Here is a 15,448-nt window from a genome sequence, read left to right as displayed (position 1 = left end):
TTTATATAACAAAATGGGGACTAAGATTTCTCTTAATCCCCCTAAAATAATTATACTAATTCAAGTATAACCATTTCTGCTCCGTCTCCTCTTCTAGGACCTTTTTTATACATTCTTGTATATCCACCGTTTCTTTCAGTGTATTGTGGAGCTATATTATCAAATAAATGCTTAACTACAGCTTCTTCTTGTACGAAAGATAAAACTTGTCTTCTAGCATGAAGATCTCCTCTCTTAGCAAGAGTGATCATCTTTTCAGCTATACTTCTAGTTTCTTTAGCTCTAGTTTCAGTTGTTTCAATCTTACCATGCTTTAAGAAACTAGTTACTAGGTTTCTTAGCATAGCTCTTCTTTGGTCTGTAGGACGACCTAACTTACGATTAACTGCCATGGATTTACCTCCTTACTCGTCGCTTAATTTTAAGCTTAAGCCTAATTCTTTAAGCTTCTTTTCAACTTCTTCTAAGGATTTCTTTCCTAGATTTCTTACCTTCATCATATCATCCATTGATCTGTTAGCAAGTTCTTGAACTGTATTAATTCCAGCTCTTTTTAAACAGTTATATGATCTAACTGATAAGTCAAGCTCTTCAACAGTCATTTCTAGTACTTTTTCCTTTTTATCTTCTTCTTTTTCAATCATAATTTCAACGTCATTAGTTTCATCTGTTAATGACATGAATAATTTGAAATGTTCTATTAGGATCTTTGCTGATAAGCTTATAGCTTCATCAATCTTAATAGTTCCATCAGTCCAAATTTCAAGTGTTAACTTATCATAGTCAGTAATTTGACCAACTCTAGTATTTTCTACTTTAAAGTTAACTCTCTTAACTGGTGTATATATTGAATCAACAGCTATTGCTGATATTGGTAGGTCTTCACTCTTATTTTTATTTTGAGTAACATATCCTCTACCTCTATTAACAGTTAACTCCATATAAAGTCTTCCATCGTCGTCTAAAGTTGCAATATGTAAATCTTTATTCACAACTTCAACATCTCCGTCAGTCTTTATATCTGCTGCTGTAACAACACCAGGTCCCTTTGCATCTATATATATAGTCTTTGGACCTTCACCATTCATTTTTAAAGCTAAAGACTTAATGTTAAGGATTATTTCAGTAACATCCTCTTTAACTCCTTGTATTGTAGAAAACTCATGAAGAACGCCATCAATCTTAACTGAAGTAGTTGCAACTCCAGGTAATGATGATAATAATATTCTTCTTAGGGCATTCCCTAAAGTAATACCATATCCTCTTTCTAATGGTTCTACAACGTACTTACCATAAGTACCGTCTTCATTTGCCTCTACACATTCAATTATTGGCTTTTCGATTTCTAACATACGAACCCTCCTTATTTTTAAAATGGCAACCTTATTCTGAGGGCAACTGATTCTATATTTGCTATAAGTTTATCTATATAACAAATATTACAATTATTTGCTGTATAACTCAACAATAAGAGTTTCATTAACTGGTACGTCAATATCTTCTCTTACTGGTTCAGCAACTACTTTGCCTTCGTAGTTTTCAACGTTAGCTTCTAACCATTTTGGTAAAGTCTTTGGATTTTCAACGAAAGTCTTAAACTTTTCGCTTCCTCTGCTCTTTTCAGCAACAGTTATTACATCGTTAACTGATACTCTGAATGAAGGAATGTCAACTCTCTTACCATTTACTAAGAAATGTCCGTGGTTAACTAATTGTCTTGCTTCATTTCTTGAAGCACCATATCCTAATCTATAAACAACGTTATCTAATCTTAATTCTAATAACATTAATAAGTTTTCACCAGTGATACCCTTCATGTGTTCAGCTTTTTCATAATATGATCTGAATTGGCTTTCTAACACTCCGTATATTCTTCTAGCTTTTTGCTTTTCTCTAAGTTGTACACCGTAGTTAGATAATTTCTTTCTAGCTGCTCCGTGTTGTCCTGGTGCGTAACTTCTTCTTGTGAAAGCACATTTATCTGTATAACATCTATCCCCTTTAAGGAATAATTTCATACCTTCTCTTCTACATAATCTGCATGTAGCTCCAGTATATCTTGCCATTAATTACACCTCCTGTATGAATCAAATACTAGACTCTTCTTCTTTTTGGTGGTCTACATCCATTGTGTGGGATTGGAGTAACGTCTTTTATTAAAGTTACTTCTAATCCTGCTGCTTGTAAAGATCTTATAGCTGCTTCTCTTCCAGCTCCTGGTCCCTTTACATATACTTCAATGCTCTTTAAACCATGTTCCATTGCTGCCTTACTTGCAGTTTCTGCTGCCATTTGAGCTGCAAATGGAGTACTCTTTCTTGATCCTCTGAAACCTAGAGCTCCAGCACTTGACCATGATAACGCATTTCCTTGTGCGTCTGTTAAAGTAACTATTGAATTGTTGAAAGTTGACTTGATGTGTGCAGCACCATGCTCAACGTTTTTTCTGTCTCTTTTTCTTCTAGTCTTTTTAACCTTTGCCATTGCTTTCCCTCCTAACTACTTCTTCTTATTTGCGATAGTCTTCTTAGGACCTTTTCTTGTTCTCGCATTAGTTTTAGTTTTTTGTCCTCTTACTGGAAGACCTTTTCTATGTCTAATTCCTCTATAACATCCGATTTCTACTAATCTCTTGATGTTTAAAGCTACTTCTCTTCTTAAGTCACCTTCAATTGTAAGTTCCTTAATATAAGTTCTTAGTGCGTTTACTTCATCTTCAGTTAAATCCTTAACTCTTGTATCAGGATTTATACCTGTAACGTCTAATATCTTATGTGAAGTAGGTAATCCTATTCCATAAATATAAGTTAAACCTATTTCAACTCTTTTTTCTCTTGGTAGGTCTACACCTGCTATTCTTGCCATTAAAATTTACACCTCCTGGTAATTGAAATGCCTAAAAGTTTATTATTTTTGAATATCAAAAATATAATATATATATAATAAAATTTTAGGTTAATAGAGAATTTGTTCTCTATCATCAGCCGCTCCTAAAATCTAATTATTTAATTAAATGCCTATATAATGATATGTGACTTTGACAAAAAAGTCAATAAATTTTAAATACCTAATTTGTATTTTTTGTCTAATATTTATTTATATTAGCCTTGTTTTTGCTTGTGCTTTGGATTTTCACAGATTACCATTACTCTTCCTTTTCTTTTAATTACTTTGCACTTTTCGCAAATAGGCTTAACTGATGGTCTTACTTTCATCGCTAACCCTCCTTGTAAGATTTGATAGATTTTTCTATCTTATTTTGCTCTCCAAGTAATTCTACCTTTTGTTAAGTCATATGGAGAAAGTTCCACTGTAACTTTATCTCCAGGTAAAATTCTTATGAAGTTCATTCTTAATTTTCCTGATATATGTGCTAGAATTATGTGCCCACTTTCAAGTTCAACTTGGAAGTTAGCGTTTGGTAAGGATTCTAAAACGACTCCTTGCATTTCTATAACATCATCTTTTGACATAAGGTAATCAACCCTCCTTAACAATGCCTCTTAATTTTAAAAATCTCTTAATTTTTAAGTCAGTATCTTTTCTCTCACTGATTATGGCTGATTTTATTTCTTCATCTATATTTTCTAAGAAATCTAAATGCTTAACCTTCTTTTTCTTAGGTTTTTTGATCCCCTTAGTATCACCATTTGCAAGCAATACATATTGATCATCAATTACATTTATTACTACATATAAATGATCTTTATCTCTACCAGCTAGAGAAAGTACCACTTTCCCAATCAAGTCATTGTTTTGCAAATTTTTCACCTCGATGATTACCTTAGTAATAAATAAGCTCGTAATAATACTTTGCAAATTTATAACTAAGAAACACTTTTATTTAACTAGTGTTAATATTTCGGGACCATCTGGTAAAATTGCAACTGTATTTTCGTAATGTGCTGATAGGCTTCCATCACTTGTTACAACCGTCCAATTATCATTTAAAGTTCTTACTCTAAAGGATCCTTCATTAACCATTGGCTCTATAGCTAAAGCCATGCCCTTTGTAAGCATTGGACCTTTACCCGGTCTTCCGAAGTTTGGTACTTCAGGATCTTCATGTAGATCTCTGCCTATCCCGTGTCCTACAAAAGTTTTAACAACGGAAAATCCGTTTGCTTCAACATATTTTTGTATGGCATGTGATATATCTGTTAATCTATTACCAACTTGAGCGAATTTAATTCCCTCAAAGAAACAATCTCTTGTTACTTGTATAAGCTTTTCTGCATTTTCTGAAACTTTACCTACTGGAAAAGTTCTAGCTGCATCTCCGTGGAATCCATCTATGAAAGCCCCACAGTCTATACTGACTATGTCTCCTTCTTTTAAGATGTAGCCTCCCGGTATACCGTGAACTACTTGGTCATTTACAGAAATACATAATGTGTTAGGAAATCCATACATCCCCTTAAAGGATGGCTTAGCTCCTTTACTTATTATGAATTCTTCTGCTATTCTGTCCAATTCCCCAGTACTTATACCTGGCTCAATTTTATTTTTTAATAGTAGTAATGTTTCACCTACTATTTTACCTGCTTTTCTCATTAAAGAAAGTTCTAAATCGTCTTTTTTAAAAATCATTATTTAGCGCTTCCTAAAATTTCACAAATACTTTCAAATACTTCATTGATTGCTTTAGTTCCGTCAACTGTTGAAAGTAAATTTTTATCTCTATAAAAATCAATTAGTGGTTGTGTTTGTGTTTCATATACGTCAAGTCTTTCCTTTACAGTTTCTTCTGTATCGTCTTTTCTTTGTATTAAATCACTTCCACAAAGATCACATTTTCCTTCAACCGCTGGTGGGTTAAATTTAACATGATAACTTGCTCCACATGATGGACAAACTCTTCTTCCAGTCATTCTTTCAAGTATAAATTCACTTGGAACTTCTATACATAATGCTGTATCTAAACTTTCGTTTCTACTATCTAAGAATTCTTGTAATGCTTCAGCTTGAGCAACTGTTCTTGGAAATCCATCAAGTAAATATCCATTTTTACAATCCTCTTCTTGAAGTCTATCCTTAACCATGTTTATAGTAACTGTATCAGGTACTAACTGTCCGTTATCCATGTATTTCTTTGCCTCTATTCCTAATGGAGTATTTCCAGAAATGTTCTTTCTAAAAATATCTCCTGTTGAAATATGAGGTATTGAATATCTATTACTAATTGATTTTGCCTGTGTTCCTTTTCCTGCTCCAGGAGGACCTAATAAAATAATCTTCACGGGCATCATCATCTCCATTATTTAATCTTATTTAAGAAATCCTTTATAGTGTCTCATTATCATTTGTGATTCTAGCTTTCTTGTGAAATCTAGAGCAACACTAACTATAATAAGAAGTGCTGTTCCCCCAAATTGTATTCCTTTGAATGAAGTATAGTTATCTATAACTATTGGTGTAACAGCTAATAGTGCTGCGAATATTCCTCCAATGAAAGATATTCTATTAAGAATACTTTCGAAATATGCTGTTGTAGGCTCTCCTGGTCTTATACCTGGAATGAATCCAGCTGATTTGTTCAGATTTTCTGACATTTCATCAGGTTTAAAAGTAACCTGTGTATAGAACCAATTAAAGAATATAGTTAATAGTGAATAAACTACTGGATACATCCAAGTTTTACTATTAAACACACTCCATGGATTACTTGTAACCCATTTTGCCCATTCATGTTGTGGAAAGAATCCAGCAACTGTTGGTAAGAATTGCATTACTGACATAGAGAATATAATCGCTATAACAGCAGATCCAACTATACTTAAAGGAATGTGAGTTGATTCACCCTTCATTACTTTATTACCAACTGCCTTTCCTGCATATTGAACAGGAATTCTTCTTTCTGCAAGTGAAAAATATACTACTCCAGCAAGTGCCGCTACAGCAAATACTACGAATAAGGCTATTTCAACAATACTAATATCTCCTGAGTTTTCTAATATCAACATAGACTTAACTGTCATTGGTAACCTTGAAACTATATTTACAAAGATTAGGATTGAAACACCGTTCCCAAATCCCTTAACAGTGATTTGGTCTCCTAACCACATACAGAAAGTTGAACCGACAACTAAGGCTAGTATGACTACTATCATTTGTACAGTTTTCATACCTATTGTTGCTCCCATTTGAGAAATTGTAGCATACATACCAAATGCAAGAATTACAGCAATAACAATTGATACATACCTAGTGGCATTTTGTATCTTCTTTCTACCTTCTTCACCTTCTTTTTGAAGTTGTTCTAATGAAGGTATTGCTATAGTTAATAGCTGCATTATAATTGATGCATTGATGTATGGCATTACACCAAGAGCAAAAATACTAAATCTACTAAAGGCTCCTCCTGATATTAAATCATAGAAACCCATCAAATTCCCTGATTGAGTCATTCCCTTCAAATAATCAGCGCTAATCCCAGGAACAGGAATATGACTTCCCATCCTAAAGATTGCCACTAAAAATATTGTCCAGTAAAATTTCTTTCTCAGTTCAGGTACCTTCCAGGCATTACGTAGGGTTGATAGCATTCTTATTTCACCTCAACTTTTCCTCCAGCTGCTTCGATTTTTTCGATAGCAGATTTTGAGAACTTGCATCCTTTAACAGTTAAGTTCTTTTCTAAGTTTCCGTTTCCAAGAATCTTAACTCCATCCATTACTTTAGAAACAACTCTTCTTTCTAGTAATACTTCTGGAGTAACTTCTGTTCCGTTTTCAAAAATGTTTAATCTATCTACATTTATGCTAACGATCTTTTTAGCGAAGATGTTGTTAAATCCTCTCTTAGGAAGTCTTCTATATAATGGCATTTGACCCCCTTCGAATCCTGGTCTAACTCCACCGCCTGATCTAGCGTTTTGTCCTTTTTCACCTTTACCAGCGTTTCTTCCTAAACCTGAACCAGTTCCTCTTCCAACTCTCTTAGGAGCCTTTCTGCTTCCAGCTGCTGGCTTTAATTCATGAAGTTTCATATCTCAGTGCACCTCCTCTTTTTTATACTTCTTCTACTTTTAACATGTAGCTTATCTTGTTAACCATACCGTTTATTTGAGGAGTTCCCTCATGCTCTACTGTCTTACCTATTTTTTTAAGTCCAAGGGCATTTGCAGTAGCGATATGGTCTTTCTTTCTACCGATTAAGCTCTTTACTAATGTAATTCTTAACTTAGCCATGCAATTTCCCTCCTAACCTAATATTTCCTCAACAGATTTTCCTCTTAATTTAGCTATTTCTTCAGCTGTTCTTAAGCTTGCTAATCCATTGATTGTTGCTTTAACCATGTTATTAGGATTGTTTGAACCTAATGATTTAGCTCTAACATCCTTGATTCCTGCTAATTCTAGTACTATTCTAGCTGGACCTCCAGCTATAACTCCTGTACCTTCTTTAGCTGGCATTATAAGAACATCACCTGTTCCGAATCTGCCGTGTATTTCATGAGGAATAGTAGTTTCAACCATTGAAACTTCTACTAAGTTCTTCTTAGCATCTTCTATTCCTTTTTTGATTGCTTCTGGTATTTCGATAGATTTTCCCATTCCAACTCCAACGTGTCCGTTTTCGTCTCCAACAACAACTAGAGCTGCGAATCTGAAGTTTCTACCACCTTTAACAACCTTAGTAACTCTATTTATGTTAACAACCTTTTCTTTAAGGTCTAGTGTACTAGGATCGATTCTCATTTATTTCCCTCCTCGTTTCTTAGAATTTTAAGCCTGCTTCTCTAGCACCTTCAGCTAATGATTGAATTCTTCCGTGATATACGAATCCACCTCTATCGAAAACAACTTCTGTTATTCCCTTGTCAGCTGCTTTCTTAGCAACTAATTCGCCTACTACTTTAGCGCCTTCTTTGTTTCCACCTTTAGCTTCGAATCCTTTATCTAAGCTTGAAGCAGCAACTAATGTTACAGCGTTTATATCATCAATTATTTGTGCATATATATTTTTTTCACTTCTGTATACTGAAAGTCTTGGTCTTTCAGGAGTACCGAAAACTTTCTTACGCACTCTTAGGTGACGTCTCTTTCTGCTAGCTTTTCTGTCTGCTTTCTTGAACATATAAAGCTCACTCCTTTCTTTTATTACTTACCAGTCTTACCTTCTTTACGTCTGATCACTTCGTTTTCGTATCTTATACCTTTACCCTTATATGGTTCTGGCTTTCTCCATGATCTTATCTTTGCAGCTGCTTCTCCAACTTTTTGCTTGTTGATTCCTTTAACAACTACTTTTGTAGCTTCAGGTGTTTCAAATTCAACACCTTCCATAGCTTCTATTTCAACTGGATGTGAATATCCAAGGTTCATTACAAGTTTATTTCCTTGCTTTTGAGCTCTATAACCAACACCGTTTAGGATTAAAGTCTTTTGGAAACCTTTTTCAACTCCCTCAACCATATTGTTTATAAGTGCTCTTGTTAATCCGTGAAGAGCTCTGTGCTCTTTGTTATCGCTAGGTCTAGTTACAACTATTTCGTTGTTTTCAACTGCGATATTAATGTCTTTGTGCATAGTTTCTACTAGCTCACCCTTAGGTCCTTTTACAGTAACAACGTTATCTGGTGTTACTGTAATAGTTACGCCAGCAGGTATAGCTATTGGTAATCTACCTACTCTTGACATAATTGCACCTCCTGTATTTCTTTAACATGCATATATTGAATTTATTGCTTAATTACTAATTAAATACTACCAAACGTAGCAAAGAACTTCTCCACCTACGCCATTCTTTCTAGCTTCTCTATCTACCATTATTCCCTTTGAAGTTGAAATAACAGCGATTCCTAAACCATTAAGAACCTTAGGAGTTTCATCCTTTTTGCAATATACTCTAAGTCCTGGCTTTGATATTCTCTTTAATCCAGTTATTACTCTTTCATTGTTAGCTCCATATTTAAGAGTTATTCTTAACATTGGAACTACTCCATCATTGTATTCATCAATTTCCTTGATGTATCCTTCTTGTAATAATATATTTGAAACGGCCTTCTTTACGCTTGAAGAAGGTACCTCTACTACTTCATGTTTAACAGCATTTGCGTTTCTTATACGAGTTAGCAAATCTGCTATAGGATCTGTCATAACCATTTAATGTGCCTCCTTTCACTATATCTTCAGTATTACCAGCTTGCTTTTCTACAACCAGGGATTTGGCCTTTGTATGCAAGTTCTCTGAAACAGATACGGCATATACCGAATTTCTTTAATACAGAATGTGGTCTTCCACATATTCTACATCTAGTATAAGCTCTTGTCTTGTACTTAGGAGCTTTACTCCACTTTTCTATTATCGCTTTACGTGCCATAGATACCCCTCCTTAATTATTGAGCAAATGGCATTCCAAGAAATCTTAATAATTCTCTTGCTTCTTCGTCAGTGTTTGCACTTGTAACGAAGATTATATCCATTCCTCTTACTTTGTCGATTTTATCGTACTCTATTTCTGGGAATATTAATTGTTCTTTAATTCCTAATGAGTAATTTCCTCTACCATCGAATGATTTTGCTGAAATTCCTCTGAAATCTCTAACTCTTGGTAAAGCAATTGACATTAACTTGTCAGCAAATTCATACATCTTTGCTTTTCTTAATGTAACTTTACATCCTAATGCCATATCTTCTCTAATCTTGAAGTTAGCAACTGATTTCTTAGCTCTTGTTAATATTGGCTTTTGACCTGATATTAATGTTAAATCGCTAACAGCTGATTCTAAAACTTTTTGATTATCTTTAGCTTCACCAACACCCATGTTGATTACTATCTTTTCAAGTCTTGGAACTTGCATTATATTTTCATATCCGAACTTTTCCATCATAGCCGGAATTATTTCTTTTTCATACTTTTCTTGAAGTCTTGTCATATTGTTAACCTCCTTTCAATTTCTAGAATGTTTCTCCGCACTTCTTGCACACTCTAACCTTAGCACCATCTTCTAATATTCTGTTACTAATTCTAGTAGCTTTTTTGCACTTTGTACAATATAACATTACCTTTGAGCTGTTTATTGCAGCTTCTTTTTCGATTATAGCACTTTCAGCTTGAGTTCTACTTGCCTTTTGGTGCTTCTTTACTATGTTAACTCCTTGAACTAGTACTTTACCAGTTTTAGGATATACTTTTAAAACTTCACCTGTTTTGCCCTTATCTTTTCCTGATATAACTACAACTGTGTCGTTCTTTCTTACATGTATTTTCAAGTCAGCCACCTCCTTATTATAGAACTTCTGGTGCTAATGATAATATTTTGTTAAATTCTTTATCTCTTAGCTCCCTAGCAACAGGTCCAAATATACGTGTTCCTCTTGGTTGCTTATCGTCTTTTATTATAACAGCAGCATTTTCATCAAATCTTACATATGAACCGTCTGCTCTTCTTATTCCTTTTACTGATCTAACAATAACAGCTTTAACAACGTCACCTTTTTTAACAACTCCGCCTGGTGTTGCACTTTTAACGCTGGCAACTATTATATCTCCAATGTTACCGTACTTTCTCTTAGATCCGCCTAACACTCTGATGCACATTATCTCTTTAGCTCCTGAGTTGTCAGCAACTTTTAATCTAGTTTGTTGTTGTATCATTAGATTACCCTCCTTTCAGTCTTTAAGCCATATTATTTAGCTTTTTCAACTATTTCAACAAGTCTCCATCTCTTATCCTTTGATAAAGGTCTTGTTTCCATTATTAATACTCTATCATTAACTTTTGCTTCATTCTTTTCATCATGAGCTTTGAACTTAGTAGTTCTGTTAACAGTTTTTCCGTATAGTGGATGTCTTACTTTAGTTTCAATAGCAACTACGATAGTTTTATCCATTTTATCAGAAACAACTCTACCGATTTTCTTTTTTCTTAGTCCTCTTTCCATTAAGGCTTACCTCCTTCCAGATTTACTGTTCAACAACCCTTAACTCTTCTTGTCTTAAGATGGTTTTTATTTGGGCTATAGATTTCTTTACTTCTCTTATTCTCATAGGATTTTCTAATTGTCCTGTAGCTAATTGGAATCTTAAGTTGAATAATTCAGCTTTAAGTTCTCCTAATTTAGCTTTTAAATCTTGAGGATTACTTGCTCTTAATTCTTTTAATTCTCTAGCCTTCATTATTCTTCACCACCCATTTCCTCAAAATCTCTTCTTGTAACAAACTTAGTTCTTACAGGAAGTTTGTGTGATGCAAGTCTCATAGCTTCTCTTGCAATTTCTTCATTAACTCCAGATAATTCAAATAATACTCTACCTGGTTTAACTACTGCTACCCAATATTCTACAGCTCCTTTACCTTTACCCATTCTAGTTTCGGCAGGTGTTGCAGTTACTGGCTTATCTGGGAAAATCTTTATCCAAAGTTTTCCTCCTCTTTTTATATATCTATTTATAGCAATTCTGGCAGCTTCTATTTGGTTACTTGTGATCCATCCACAAGTAGTAGCTTGAATACCGAAATCTCCATAAGCAAGGAAATTTCCTCTTGTTGCTTTACCTTTCATTCTACCACGTTGTACCTTACGATGCTTTACTCTTTTAGGCATTAACATGATTTATTCCTCCTTTCTTACTCTTATGCGTTAGCTTCTTCCTTTTCAACTTTTTTAGTTGGAAGAATTTCTCCATTATAAACCCAAACCTTAACTCCGATTTTTCCGTAAGTTGTATCTGCTTCTGCAAATCCATAATCGATATCTGCTCTTAAAGTTTGTAGTGGAATTGTACCTTCATGATATTGCTCAGTTCTAGCTATTTCTGCTCCACCAAGTCTTCCTGAACAAGCAGTCTTAACTCCTTTAACTCCTTGTTTCATTCCTCTTTGAATAACTTGCTTCATAGCTCTTCTGAATGAAATTCTCTTTTCTAGTTGAGCTGCAATGTTTTCAGCCATTAATTGAGCGTCTGATTCAACATTCTTAACTTCAACTATGTTTATTAAGATATTCTTTCCTGATACGAAACTAGTTAATTTCTTCTTTAAAGCTTCGATACCTGAACCGCCTTTTCCGATGACAACACCTGGTTTAGCAGTATATATATTTAACTTAATTCTTTTAGCAGCTCTTTCGATTTCAATCTTTGAAATTCCAGCTGAAAAAAGATCTTTTTTAACAAATTCTCTAATCTTGTTATCTTCTATTAGATTATCAGCAAAATCTTTTTTGTTTGCATACCATTTTGCATCCCATCCTTTGATAACACCTACTCTAAGTCCGTGAGGATGTACTTTTTGACCCACTTCGATTTCCCTCCTTCTTCTATCTTTCTTTAACAACTAGTGTTATATTACTTGTTCTCTTGTTTATTCTAAATGCTTTACCATGATCCATTGGTCTAAATCTCTTTAATGTAGGACCTTGACCTACGTATGCTTCTGATACAAATAATCTATCGGCTTCTAATCCATGATTATTTTCAGCATTTGCAACAGCTGATTTTAACACCTTGTTGATTGCTACTGCAGCTTCTCTTGGAGTGTATTGTAAAATAGCACTTGCTTCTTTTACGTCTTTTCCTCTTATTAAATCAAGAACAGCTCCTACCTTTATTGGAGACATTCTTACATATTTAGCTATAGCTCTAGCTTCCATTTATGATCCTCCTTTCCAGGCTCTCTACTACTTTCTTTTTGATGATTTATCATCATGTCCTCTGTATGTTCTAGTTAGTGAAAACTCACCTAGTTTGTGTCCTACCATATCCTCTGAAATATAAACTGGAATATGTTTTCTTCCATCATGAACAGCTATTGTGTGTCCTATCATTTGAGGAAAAATTGTTGAACTTCTTGACCAAGTTTTAACAACTTTGTGCTCACCATTAGCATTCATTTCTTCTATTTTCTTTAAAAGTCCAGCATGGACGAAAGGTCCTTTTTTGATTGATCTACTCACTATATTTGCCTCCCTTCATTTCTTAGGCTTTAGCCTTGAAGAGAATGAATATTCTCTTCAAACTACTTCTTATTTCTACCCTTGATAATTAATTTATCTGAGTATTTCTTATTCTTTCTAGTCTTGTATCCAAGAGCTGGTTTACCCCATGGAGTCATTGGACTTGGTCTACCTACTGGAGACTTACCTTCTCCACCACCGTGAGGGTGATCGCAAGGGTTCATTACAGAACCTCTAACTGTAGGTCTGATTCCCATGTGTCTCTTTCTTCCAGCTTTACCTAACTTAACAATATCATTAGTTGAGTTTGATACAGTACCAACTGTAGCTCTACACTCTATTCTAACGTATCTCATTTCTCCTGAAGGTAATCTTAATGTAGCATACTTACCTTCTTTTGCCATTAATTGTGCTGATCCACCAGCAGCTCTTACTAATTGAGCTCCTTTTCCAGCTTGTAATTCTATGTTGTGTACAAATGTACCAACTGGCATGTTTAATAATGGTAATGTATTACCTGGTTTTATATCAACATCTGGTCCTGATACAATTTTGTCCCCAACTTTTAATCCTGCTGGAGCGATTATGTATCTCTTATCTCCATCTGCGTATACAACTAATGCAATATATGCTGATCTATTTGGATCGTATTCTATTGTAGCAACCTTTGCTTCGATACCATCCTTATTTCTCTTGAAATCAATTATTCTGTACTTTCTCTTAGCACCACCACCATGGTGTCTTACAGTTATTTTACCTTGTGCATTTCTACCACCAGTTTTCTTTAAAGAAACTAATAATGACTTCTCCGGAGCATCTGTAGTTATTTCTTCAAATGTTGGCATAGTCATATTTCTTCTTGATGGTGTCATAGGTCTAAATGTTTTAACTGCCATTTAATTTCCCTCCTTCTTTCAGCTTATCTGGTGCATAAGCACCAATAAATCACCTTATTGACGTCTATTGCATTCCTTCAAAGAACTCAATAGTGCTGCCTTCAGCTAATGTAACGATAGCTTTCTTATAGTCAGCTCTCTTTCCTACATGTACGCCCATTCTCTTAGTTTTTCCCATAGTTCTGCTAGTTGCTACATTTTCAACTTTTACATTGAAAACTTCTTCAACTGCTCTCTTTATTTGAGATTTGTTAGCATTTATGTGAACTATGAAAGTGTACTTATTTTCTGCCATTGCTGCCATACTCTTTTCAGTGATAACAGGCTTTCTTATGATATCATGGCTTGTTAAATTCATTATGCGTACACCTCCTCAATCTTTGATACAGCATCTTTAGTCATAACTACTTTTTCAAACTTAAGTAAGTCATATACGTTGATGTTGTTTGCAGGGATAACAGCTACTCCTGCAATGTTTCTAGCTGACTTATAAACAACATCATTTGATTCAGCTGTTATGATTAAAGTCTTCTTAGCTTCCATTGCGTTTAGCATGTTAACTACATTTTTAGTCTTGATTGAATCGAATGCTAAATCTTCAACAACAACCATTTGTCCGTCTTGAACTTTAGTTGATAAAGCTGATTTCATAGCAACTCTCTTCATGCTCTTTGGTATAGCCATTCTATAATCTCTTGGCTTTGGTGCGAATACAATACCACCTTTGATCCATTGTGGAGCTCTGATTGAACCTTGTCTTGCTCTACCAGTTCCCTTTTGTCTCCAAGGCTTGATTCCGCCTCCTCTAACTTCAGCTCTTGTTTTAGCTGATTGAGTTCCTTGTCTCTTGTTTGCTAATAATGCAACAACAACTTGGTGCATAGCGTTTTCGTTTATTTCAACTGCGAATATATTTTCATTTAATTGGAAATCTCCAACTTGTTTACCTTCTTTATTAAATAATCCTACTGTAGGCATCCTGCTTCCTCCTTTCCCTAAGAAATTAAGCCTTTACTGTATTTCTTATTACTACTTTACTCTTGTTTGGACCTGGAATTCCGCCCTTGATTAGTATTAAGTTTTTCTCAGCTATTACTTTAACTACTTCTAAGTTTAATACTGTAGTGTTTACAGCACCCATGTGTCCTGGCATCTTCTTATTCTTAAATGTTCTTGAAGGATCTGAAGCTGCTCCCATTGAACCTGGTGCTCTCTTGAATTTTGAACCATGAGTCATAGGTCCTCTTTGTTGATTCCATCTCTTTATAACACCTTGGAATCCCTTACCTTTAGAAACTCCTGATACGTCTACCTTATCTCCTACTGCGAATACATCAGCCTTTATTTCTTGACCAACTTCATATGCGCTAGTATCTTCTAATCTGAATTCTTTAAGAGTTCTTCTTAAAGAAACTCCTGCTTTTGCGAAGTGTCCCTTTGCTGGCTTATTAAGTAATTTTTCTCTTACTTCTCCAAAACCAACTTGTATTGCATCATAACCGTCTTTTTCAACAGTTTTCTTTTGAGTTACAACACATGGACCTGCTTCTACAACTGTTACTGGAATTACTTTACCATTTTCGTCGAAAATTTGAGTCATTCCTATCTTCTTACCAATTATAGCTTTTTTCATGTATTTACACCTCCCA

The 15,448-nt window shown here is 34.5% G+C and carries 31 protein-coding genes; all 31 read right to left on the bottom strand.

Features of this window, described 5'->3' with window-relative positions:
• Positions 1–50: 50 nt before the first annotated feature.
• Entirely contained in the window at positions 51–392 is a 342-nt protein-coding gene (gene rplQ, locus J2S18_RS08735) for a 50S ribosomal protein L17 (protein WP_209796904.1), read from the bottom strand.
• A 12-nt stretch (positions 393–404) separates the two neighbouring features.
• Entirely contained in the window at positions 405–1,352 is a 948-nt protein-coding gene (locus tag J2S18_RS08730) for a DNA-directed RNA polymerase subunit alpha (RefSeq protein WP_209796903.1), read from the bottom strand.
• Between the two features lie 93 nt (positions 1,353–1,445).
• The gene (gene rpsD / locus J2S18_RS08725) at positions 1,446–2,066 is read right to left on the bottom strand and encodes a 30S ribosomal protein S4 (protein WP_307485830.1); all 621 of its coding nucleotides are present in this window, start codon (positions 2,064–2,066) and stop codon (positions 1,446–1,448) included.
• 28 nt (positions 2,067–2,094) lie between these two features.
• Positions 2,095–2,484, bottom strand: coding sequence for a 30S ribosomal protein S11 (gene rpsK, locus J2S18_RS08720; protein ID WP_204596696.1), 390 nt, complete (start codon positions 2,482–2,484; stop codon positions 2,095–2,097).
• A gap of 15 nt (positions 2,485–2,499) precedes the next feature.
• Entirely contained in the window at positions 2,500–2,865 is a 366-nt protein-coding gene (gene rpsM / locus J2S18_RS08715; protein ID WP_209796897.1) for a 30S ribosomal protein S13, read from the bottom strand.
• Between the two features lie 236 nt (positions 2,866–3,101).
• Positions 3,102–3,215, bottom strand: a complete 114-nt coding sequence (gene rpmJ, locus J2S18_RS08710; RefSeq protein ID WP_003373491.1) for a 50S ribosomal protein L36 — start codon at positions 3,213–3,215, stop codon at positions 3,102–3,104.
• A gap of 39 nt (positions 3,216–3,254) precedes the next feature.
• Positions 3,255–3,473, bottom strand: coding sequence for a translation initiation factor IF-1 (gene infA, locus J2S18_RS08705; protein WP_307485824.1), 219 nt, complete (start codon positions 3,471–3,473; stop codon positions 3,255–3,257).
• Positions 3,474–3,480: 7 nt separating this feature from the next.
• Positions 3,481–3,762, bottom strand: a complete 282-nt coding sequence (locus J2S18_RS08700; protein ID WP_307485821.1) for a hypothetical protein — start codon at positions 3,760–3,762, stop codon at positions 3,481–3,483.
• A gap of 78 nt (positions 3,763–3,840) precedes the next feature.
• Complete coding sequence (gene map / locus J2S18_RS08695) at positions 3,841–4,590, bottom strand: type I methionyl aminopeptidase (RefSeq protein WP_307485820.1); 750 nt, start codon at positions 4,588–4,590, stop codon at positions 3,841–3,843.
• Positions 4,590–5,240, bottom strand: coding sequence for an adenylate kinase (locus J2S18_RS08690; RefSeq protein WP_307485817.1), 651 nt, complete (start codon positions 5,238–5,240; stop codon positions 4,590–4,592). Before J2S18_RS08690 ends, map begins: the two co-directional genes overlap by 1 nt.
• Positions 5,241–5,267: 27 nt before the next feature.
• Positions 5,268–6,545: a preprotein translocase subunit SecY gene (gene secY, locus J2S18_RS08685; RefSeq protein ID WP_307485815.1), complete on the bottom strand. Its 1,278-nt coding sequence runs from the start codon at positions 6,543–6,545 to the stop codon at positions 5,268–5,270.
• 2 nt (positions 6,546–6,547) lie between these two features.
• Positions 6,548–6,988 (bottom strand): 50S ribosomal protein L15, encoded by a 441-nt coding sequence (gene rplO, locus J2S18_RS08680; protein WP_307485812.1) that lies wholly within the window; start codon positions 6,986–6,988, stop codon positions 6,548–6,550.
• Positions 6,989–7,010: 22 nt separating this feature from the next.
• Entirely contained in the window at positions 7,011–7,190 is a 180-nt protein-coding gene (gene rpmD / locus J2S18_RS08675; RefSeq protein WP_307485810.1) for a 50S ribosomal protein L30, read from the bottom strand.
• Positions 7,191–7,202: 12 nt separating this feature from the next.
• On the bottom strand, positions 7,203–7,700 hold the full coding sequence (gene rpsE, locus J2S18_RS08670) for a 30S ribosomal protein S5 (RefSeq protein ID WP_307485807.1): 498 nt from the start codon (positions 7,698–7,700) through the stop codon (positions 7,203–7,205).
• Positions 7,701–7,719: 19 nt separating this feature from the next.
• The gene (rplR, locus tag J2S18_RS08665) at positions 7,720–8,079 is read right to left on the bottom strand and encodes a 50S ribosomal protein L18 (protein ID WP_307485804.1); all 360 of its coding nucleotides are present in this window, start codon (positions 8,077–8,079) and stop codon (positions 7,720–7,722) included.
• A gap of 23 nt (positions 8,080–8,102) precedes the next feature.
• On the bottom strand, positions 8,103–8,642 hold the full coding sequence (gene rplF, locus J2S18_RS08660) for a 50S ribosomal protein L6 (protein WP_307485801.1): 540 nt from the start codon (positions 8,640–8,642) through the stop codon (positions 8,103–8,105).
• 66 nt (positions 8,643–8,708) lie between these two features.
• Positions 8,709–9,107: a 30S ribosomal protein S8 gene (gene rpsH, locus J2S18_RS08655; protein WP_307485798.1), complete on the bottom strand. Its 399-nt coding sequence runs from the start codon at positions 9,105–9,107 to the stop codon at positions 8,709–8,711.
• Positions 9,108–9,139: 32 nt separating this feature from the next.
• Entirely contained in the window at positions 9,140–9,325 is a 186-nt protein-coding gene (locus J2S18_RS08650; RefSeq protein ID WP_307485796.1) for a type Z 30S ribosomal protein S14, read from the bottom strand.
• Between the two features lie 16 nt (positions 9,326–9,341).
• Entirely contained in the window at positions 9,342–9,881 is a 540-nt protein-coding gene (gene rplE / locus J2S18_RS08645) for a 50S ribosomal protein L5 (protein ID WP_307485794.1), read from the bottom strand.
• Between the two features lie 22 nt (positions 9,882–9,903).
• Positions 9,904–10,218, bottom strand: coding sequence for a 50S ribosomal protein L24 (gene rplX, locus J2S18_RS08640; protein ID WP_209796876.1), 315 nt, complete (start codon positions 10,216–10,218; stop codon positions 9,904–9,906).
• A gap of 16 nt (positions 10,219–10,234) precedes the next feature.
• A complete protein-coding gene (gene rplN, locus J2S18_RS08635; RefSeq protein WP_204596712.1) occupies positions 10,235–10,603 on the bottom strand; it encodes a 50S ribosomal protein L14 in 369 nt (122 codons plus the stop codon).
• A 32-nt stretch (positions 10,604–10,635) separates the two neighbouring features.
• A complete protein-coding gene (gene rpsQ, locus J2S18_RS08630) occupies positions 10,636–10,890 on the bottom strand; it encodes a 30S ribosomal protein S17 (protein WP_307485787.1) in 255 nt (84 codons plus the stop codon).
• A gap of 22 nt (positions 10,891–10,912) precedes the next feature.
• Positions 10,913–11,125: a 50S ribosomal protein L29 gene (gene rpmC / locus J2S18_RS08625; protein ID WP_039312823.1), complete on the bottom strand. Its 213-nt coding sequence runs from the start codon at positions 11,123–11,125 to the stop codon at positions 10,913–10,915.
• A complete protein-coding gene (gene rplP / locus J2S18_RS08620; RefSeq protein ID WP_307485777.1) occupies positions 11,125–11,559 on the bottom strand; it encodes a 50S ribosomal protein L16 in 435 nt (144 codons plus the stop codon). Before rplP ends, rpmC begins: the two co-directional genes overlap by 1 nt.
• 23 nt (positions 11,560–11,582) lie before the next feature.
• Positions 11,583–12,248, bottom strand: coding sequence for a 30S ribosomal protein S3 (gene rpsC, locus J2S18_RS08615; protein WP_307485774.1), 666 nt, complete (start codon positions 12,246–12,248; stop codon positions 11,583–11,585).
• Positions 12,249–12,267: 19 nt separating this feature from the next.
• Positions 12,268–12,600, bottom strand: coding sequence for a 50S ribosomal protein L22 (rplV, locus tag J2S18_RS08610; RefSeq protein WP_307485772.1), 333 nt, complete (start codon positions 12,598–12,600; stop codon positions 12,268–12,270).
• 27 nt (positions 12,601–12,627) lie between these two features.
• A complete protein-coding gene (gene rpsS / locus J2S18_RS08605; protein ID WP_209796864.1) occupies positions 12,628–12,903 on the bottom strand; it encodes a 30S ribosomal protein S19 in 276 nt (91 codons plus the stop codon).
• Positions 12,904–12,965: 62 nt separating this feature from the next.
• Positions 12,966–13,799 (bottom strand): 50S ribosomal protein L2, encoded by an 834-nt coding sequence (rplB, locus tag J2S18_RS08600; protein WP_307485770.1) that lies wholly within the window; start codon positions 13,797–13,799, stop codon positions 12,966–12,968.
• A gap of 64 nt (positions 13,800–13,863) precedes the next feature.
• Entirely contained in the window at positions 13,864–14,157 is a 294-nt protein-coding gene (rplW, locus tag J2S18_RS08595; protein WP_307485767.1) for a 50S ribosomal protein L23, read from the bottom strand.
• Entirely contained in the window at positions 14,157–14,777 is a 621-nt protein-coding gene (rplD, locus tag J2S18_RS08590; RefSeq protein ID WP_307485765.1) for a 50S ribosomal protein L4, read from the bottom strand. The genes rplW and rplD overlap by 1 nt, the downstream gene beginning before the upstream one ends.
• Before the next feature lie 25 nt (positions 14,778–14,802).
• Positions 14,803–15,432 carry a 50S ribosomal protein L3 gene (rplC, locus tag J2S18_RS08585; protein ID WP_307485763.1) on the bottom strand — a complete coding sequence of 210 codons (630 nt, stop codon included), beginning with the start codon at positions 15,430–15,432 and terminating at the stop codon, positions 14,803–14,805.
• Between the last annotated feature and the right edge of the window lie 16 nt (positions 15,433–15,448).

The organism is Eubacterium multiforme, from assembly GCF_030813415.1.
Taxonomy (GTDB): Bacteria; Bacillota; Clostridia; order Clostridiales; family Clostridiaceae; genus Clostridium; species Clostridium multiforme.
The sequence above is the reverse complement of the archived record's forward strand: the minus strand, read 5'-3'. Positions and strand labels throughout refer to the sequence as shown.

Coding starts and splice junctions, on each gene's coding strand:
- rplQ (WP_209796904.1), bottom strand. CDS start 392: ATGGCAGTTAATCGTAAGTTAGGTCGTCCTACAGACCAAAGAAGAGCT.
- J2S18_RS08730 (WP_209796903.1), bottom strand. CDS start 1,352: ATGTTAGAAATCGAAAAGCCAATAATTGAATGTGTAGAGGCAAATGAA.
- rpsD (WP_307485830.1), bottom strand. CDS start 2,066: ATGGCAAGATATACTGGAGCTACATGCAGATTATGTAGAAGAGAAGGT.
- rpsK (WP_204596696.1), bottom strand. CDS start 2,484: ATGGCAAAGGTTAAAAAGACTAGAAGAAAAAGAGACAGAAAAAACGTT.
- rpsM (WP_209796897.1), bottom strand. CDS start 2,865: ATGGCAAGAATAGCAGGTGTAGACCTACCAAGAGAAAAAAGAGTTGAA.
- rpmJ (WP_003373491.1), bottom strand. CDS start 3,215: ATGAAAGTAAGACCATCAGTTAAGCCTATTTGCGAAAAGTGCAAAGTA.
- infA (WP_307485824.1), bottom strand. CDS start 3,473: ATGTCAAAAGATGATGTTATAGAAATGCAAGGAGTCGTTTTAGAATCC.
- map (WP_307485820.1), bottom strand. CDS start 4,590: ATGATTTTTAAAAAAGACGATTTAGAACTTTCTTTAATGAGAAAAGCA.
- secY (WP_307485815.1), bottom strand. CDS start 6,545: ATGCTATCAACCCTACGTAATGCCTGGAAGGTACCTGAACTGAGAAAG.
- rplO (WP_307485812.1), bottom strand. CDS start 6,988: ATGAAACTTCATGAATTAAAGCCAGCAGCTGGAAGCAGAAAGGCTCCT.
- rpmD (WP_307485810.1), bottom strand. CDS start 7,190: ATGGCTAAGTTAAGAATTACATTAGTAAAGAGCTTAATCGGTAGAAAG.
- rpsE (WP_307485807.1), bottom strand. CDS start 7,700: ATGAGAATCGATCCTAGTACACTAGACCTTAAAGAAAAGGTTGTTAAC.
- rplR (WP_307485804.1), bottom strand. CDS start 8,079: ATGTTCAAGAAAGCAGACAGAAAAGCTAGCAGAAAGAGACGTCACCTA.
- rplF (WP_307485801.1), bottom strand. CDS start 8,642: ATGTCAAGAGTAGGTAGATTACCAATAGCTATACCTGCTGGCGTAACT.
- rpsH (WP_307485798.1), bottom strand. CDS start 9,107: ATGGTTATGACAGATCCTATAGCAGATTTGCTAACTCGTATAAGAAAC.
- J2S18_RS08650 (WP_307485796.1), bottom strand. CDS start 9,325: ATGGCACGTAAAGCGATAATAGAAAAGTGGAGTAAAGCTCCTAAGTAC.
- rplE (WP_307485794.1), bottom strand. CDS start 9,881: ATGACAAGACTTCAAGAAAAGTATGAAAAAGAAATAATTCCGGCTATG.
- rplN (WP_204596712.1), bottom strand. CDS start 10,603: ATGATACAACAACAAACTAGATTAAAAGTTGCTGACAACTCAGGAGCT.
- rpsQ (WP_307485787.1), bottom strand. CDS start 10,890: ATGGAAAGAGGACTAAGAAAAAAGAAAATCGGTAGAGTTGTTTCTGAT.
- rpmC (WP_039312823.1), bottom strand. CDS start 11,125: ATGAAGGCTAGAGAATTAAAAGAATTAAGAGCAAGTAATCCTCAAGAT.
- rplP (WP_307485777.1), bottom strand. CDS start 11,559: ATGTTAATGCCTAAAAGAGTAAAGCATCGTAAGGTACAACGTGGTAGA.
- rplV (WP_307485772.1), bottom strand. CDS start 12,600: ATGGAAGCTAGAGCTATAGCTAAATATGTAAGAATGTCTCCAATAAAG.
- rplB (WP_307485770.1), bottom strand. CDS start 13,799: ATGGCAGTTAAAACATTTAGACCTATGACACCATCAAGAAGAAATATG.
- rplW (WP_307485767.1), bottom strand. CDS start 14,157: ATGAATTTAACAAGCCATGATATCATAAGAAAGCCTGTTATCACTGAA.
- rplD (WP_307485765.1), bottom strand. CDS start 14,777: ATGCCTACAGTAGGATTATTTAATAAAGAAGGTAAACAAGTTGGAGAT.
- rplC (WP_307485763.1), bottom strand. CDS start 15,432: ATGAAAAAAGCTATAATTGGTAAGAAGATAGGAATGACTCAAATTTTC.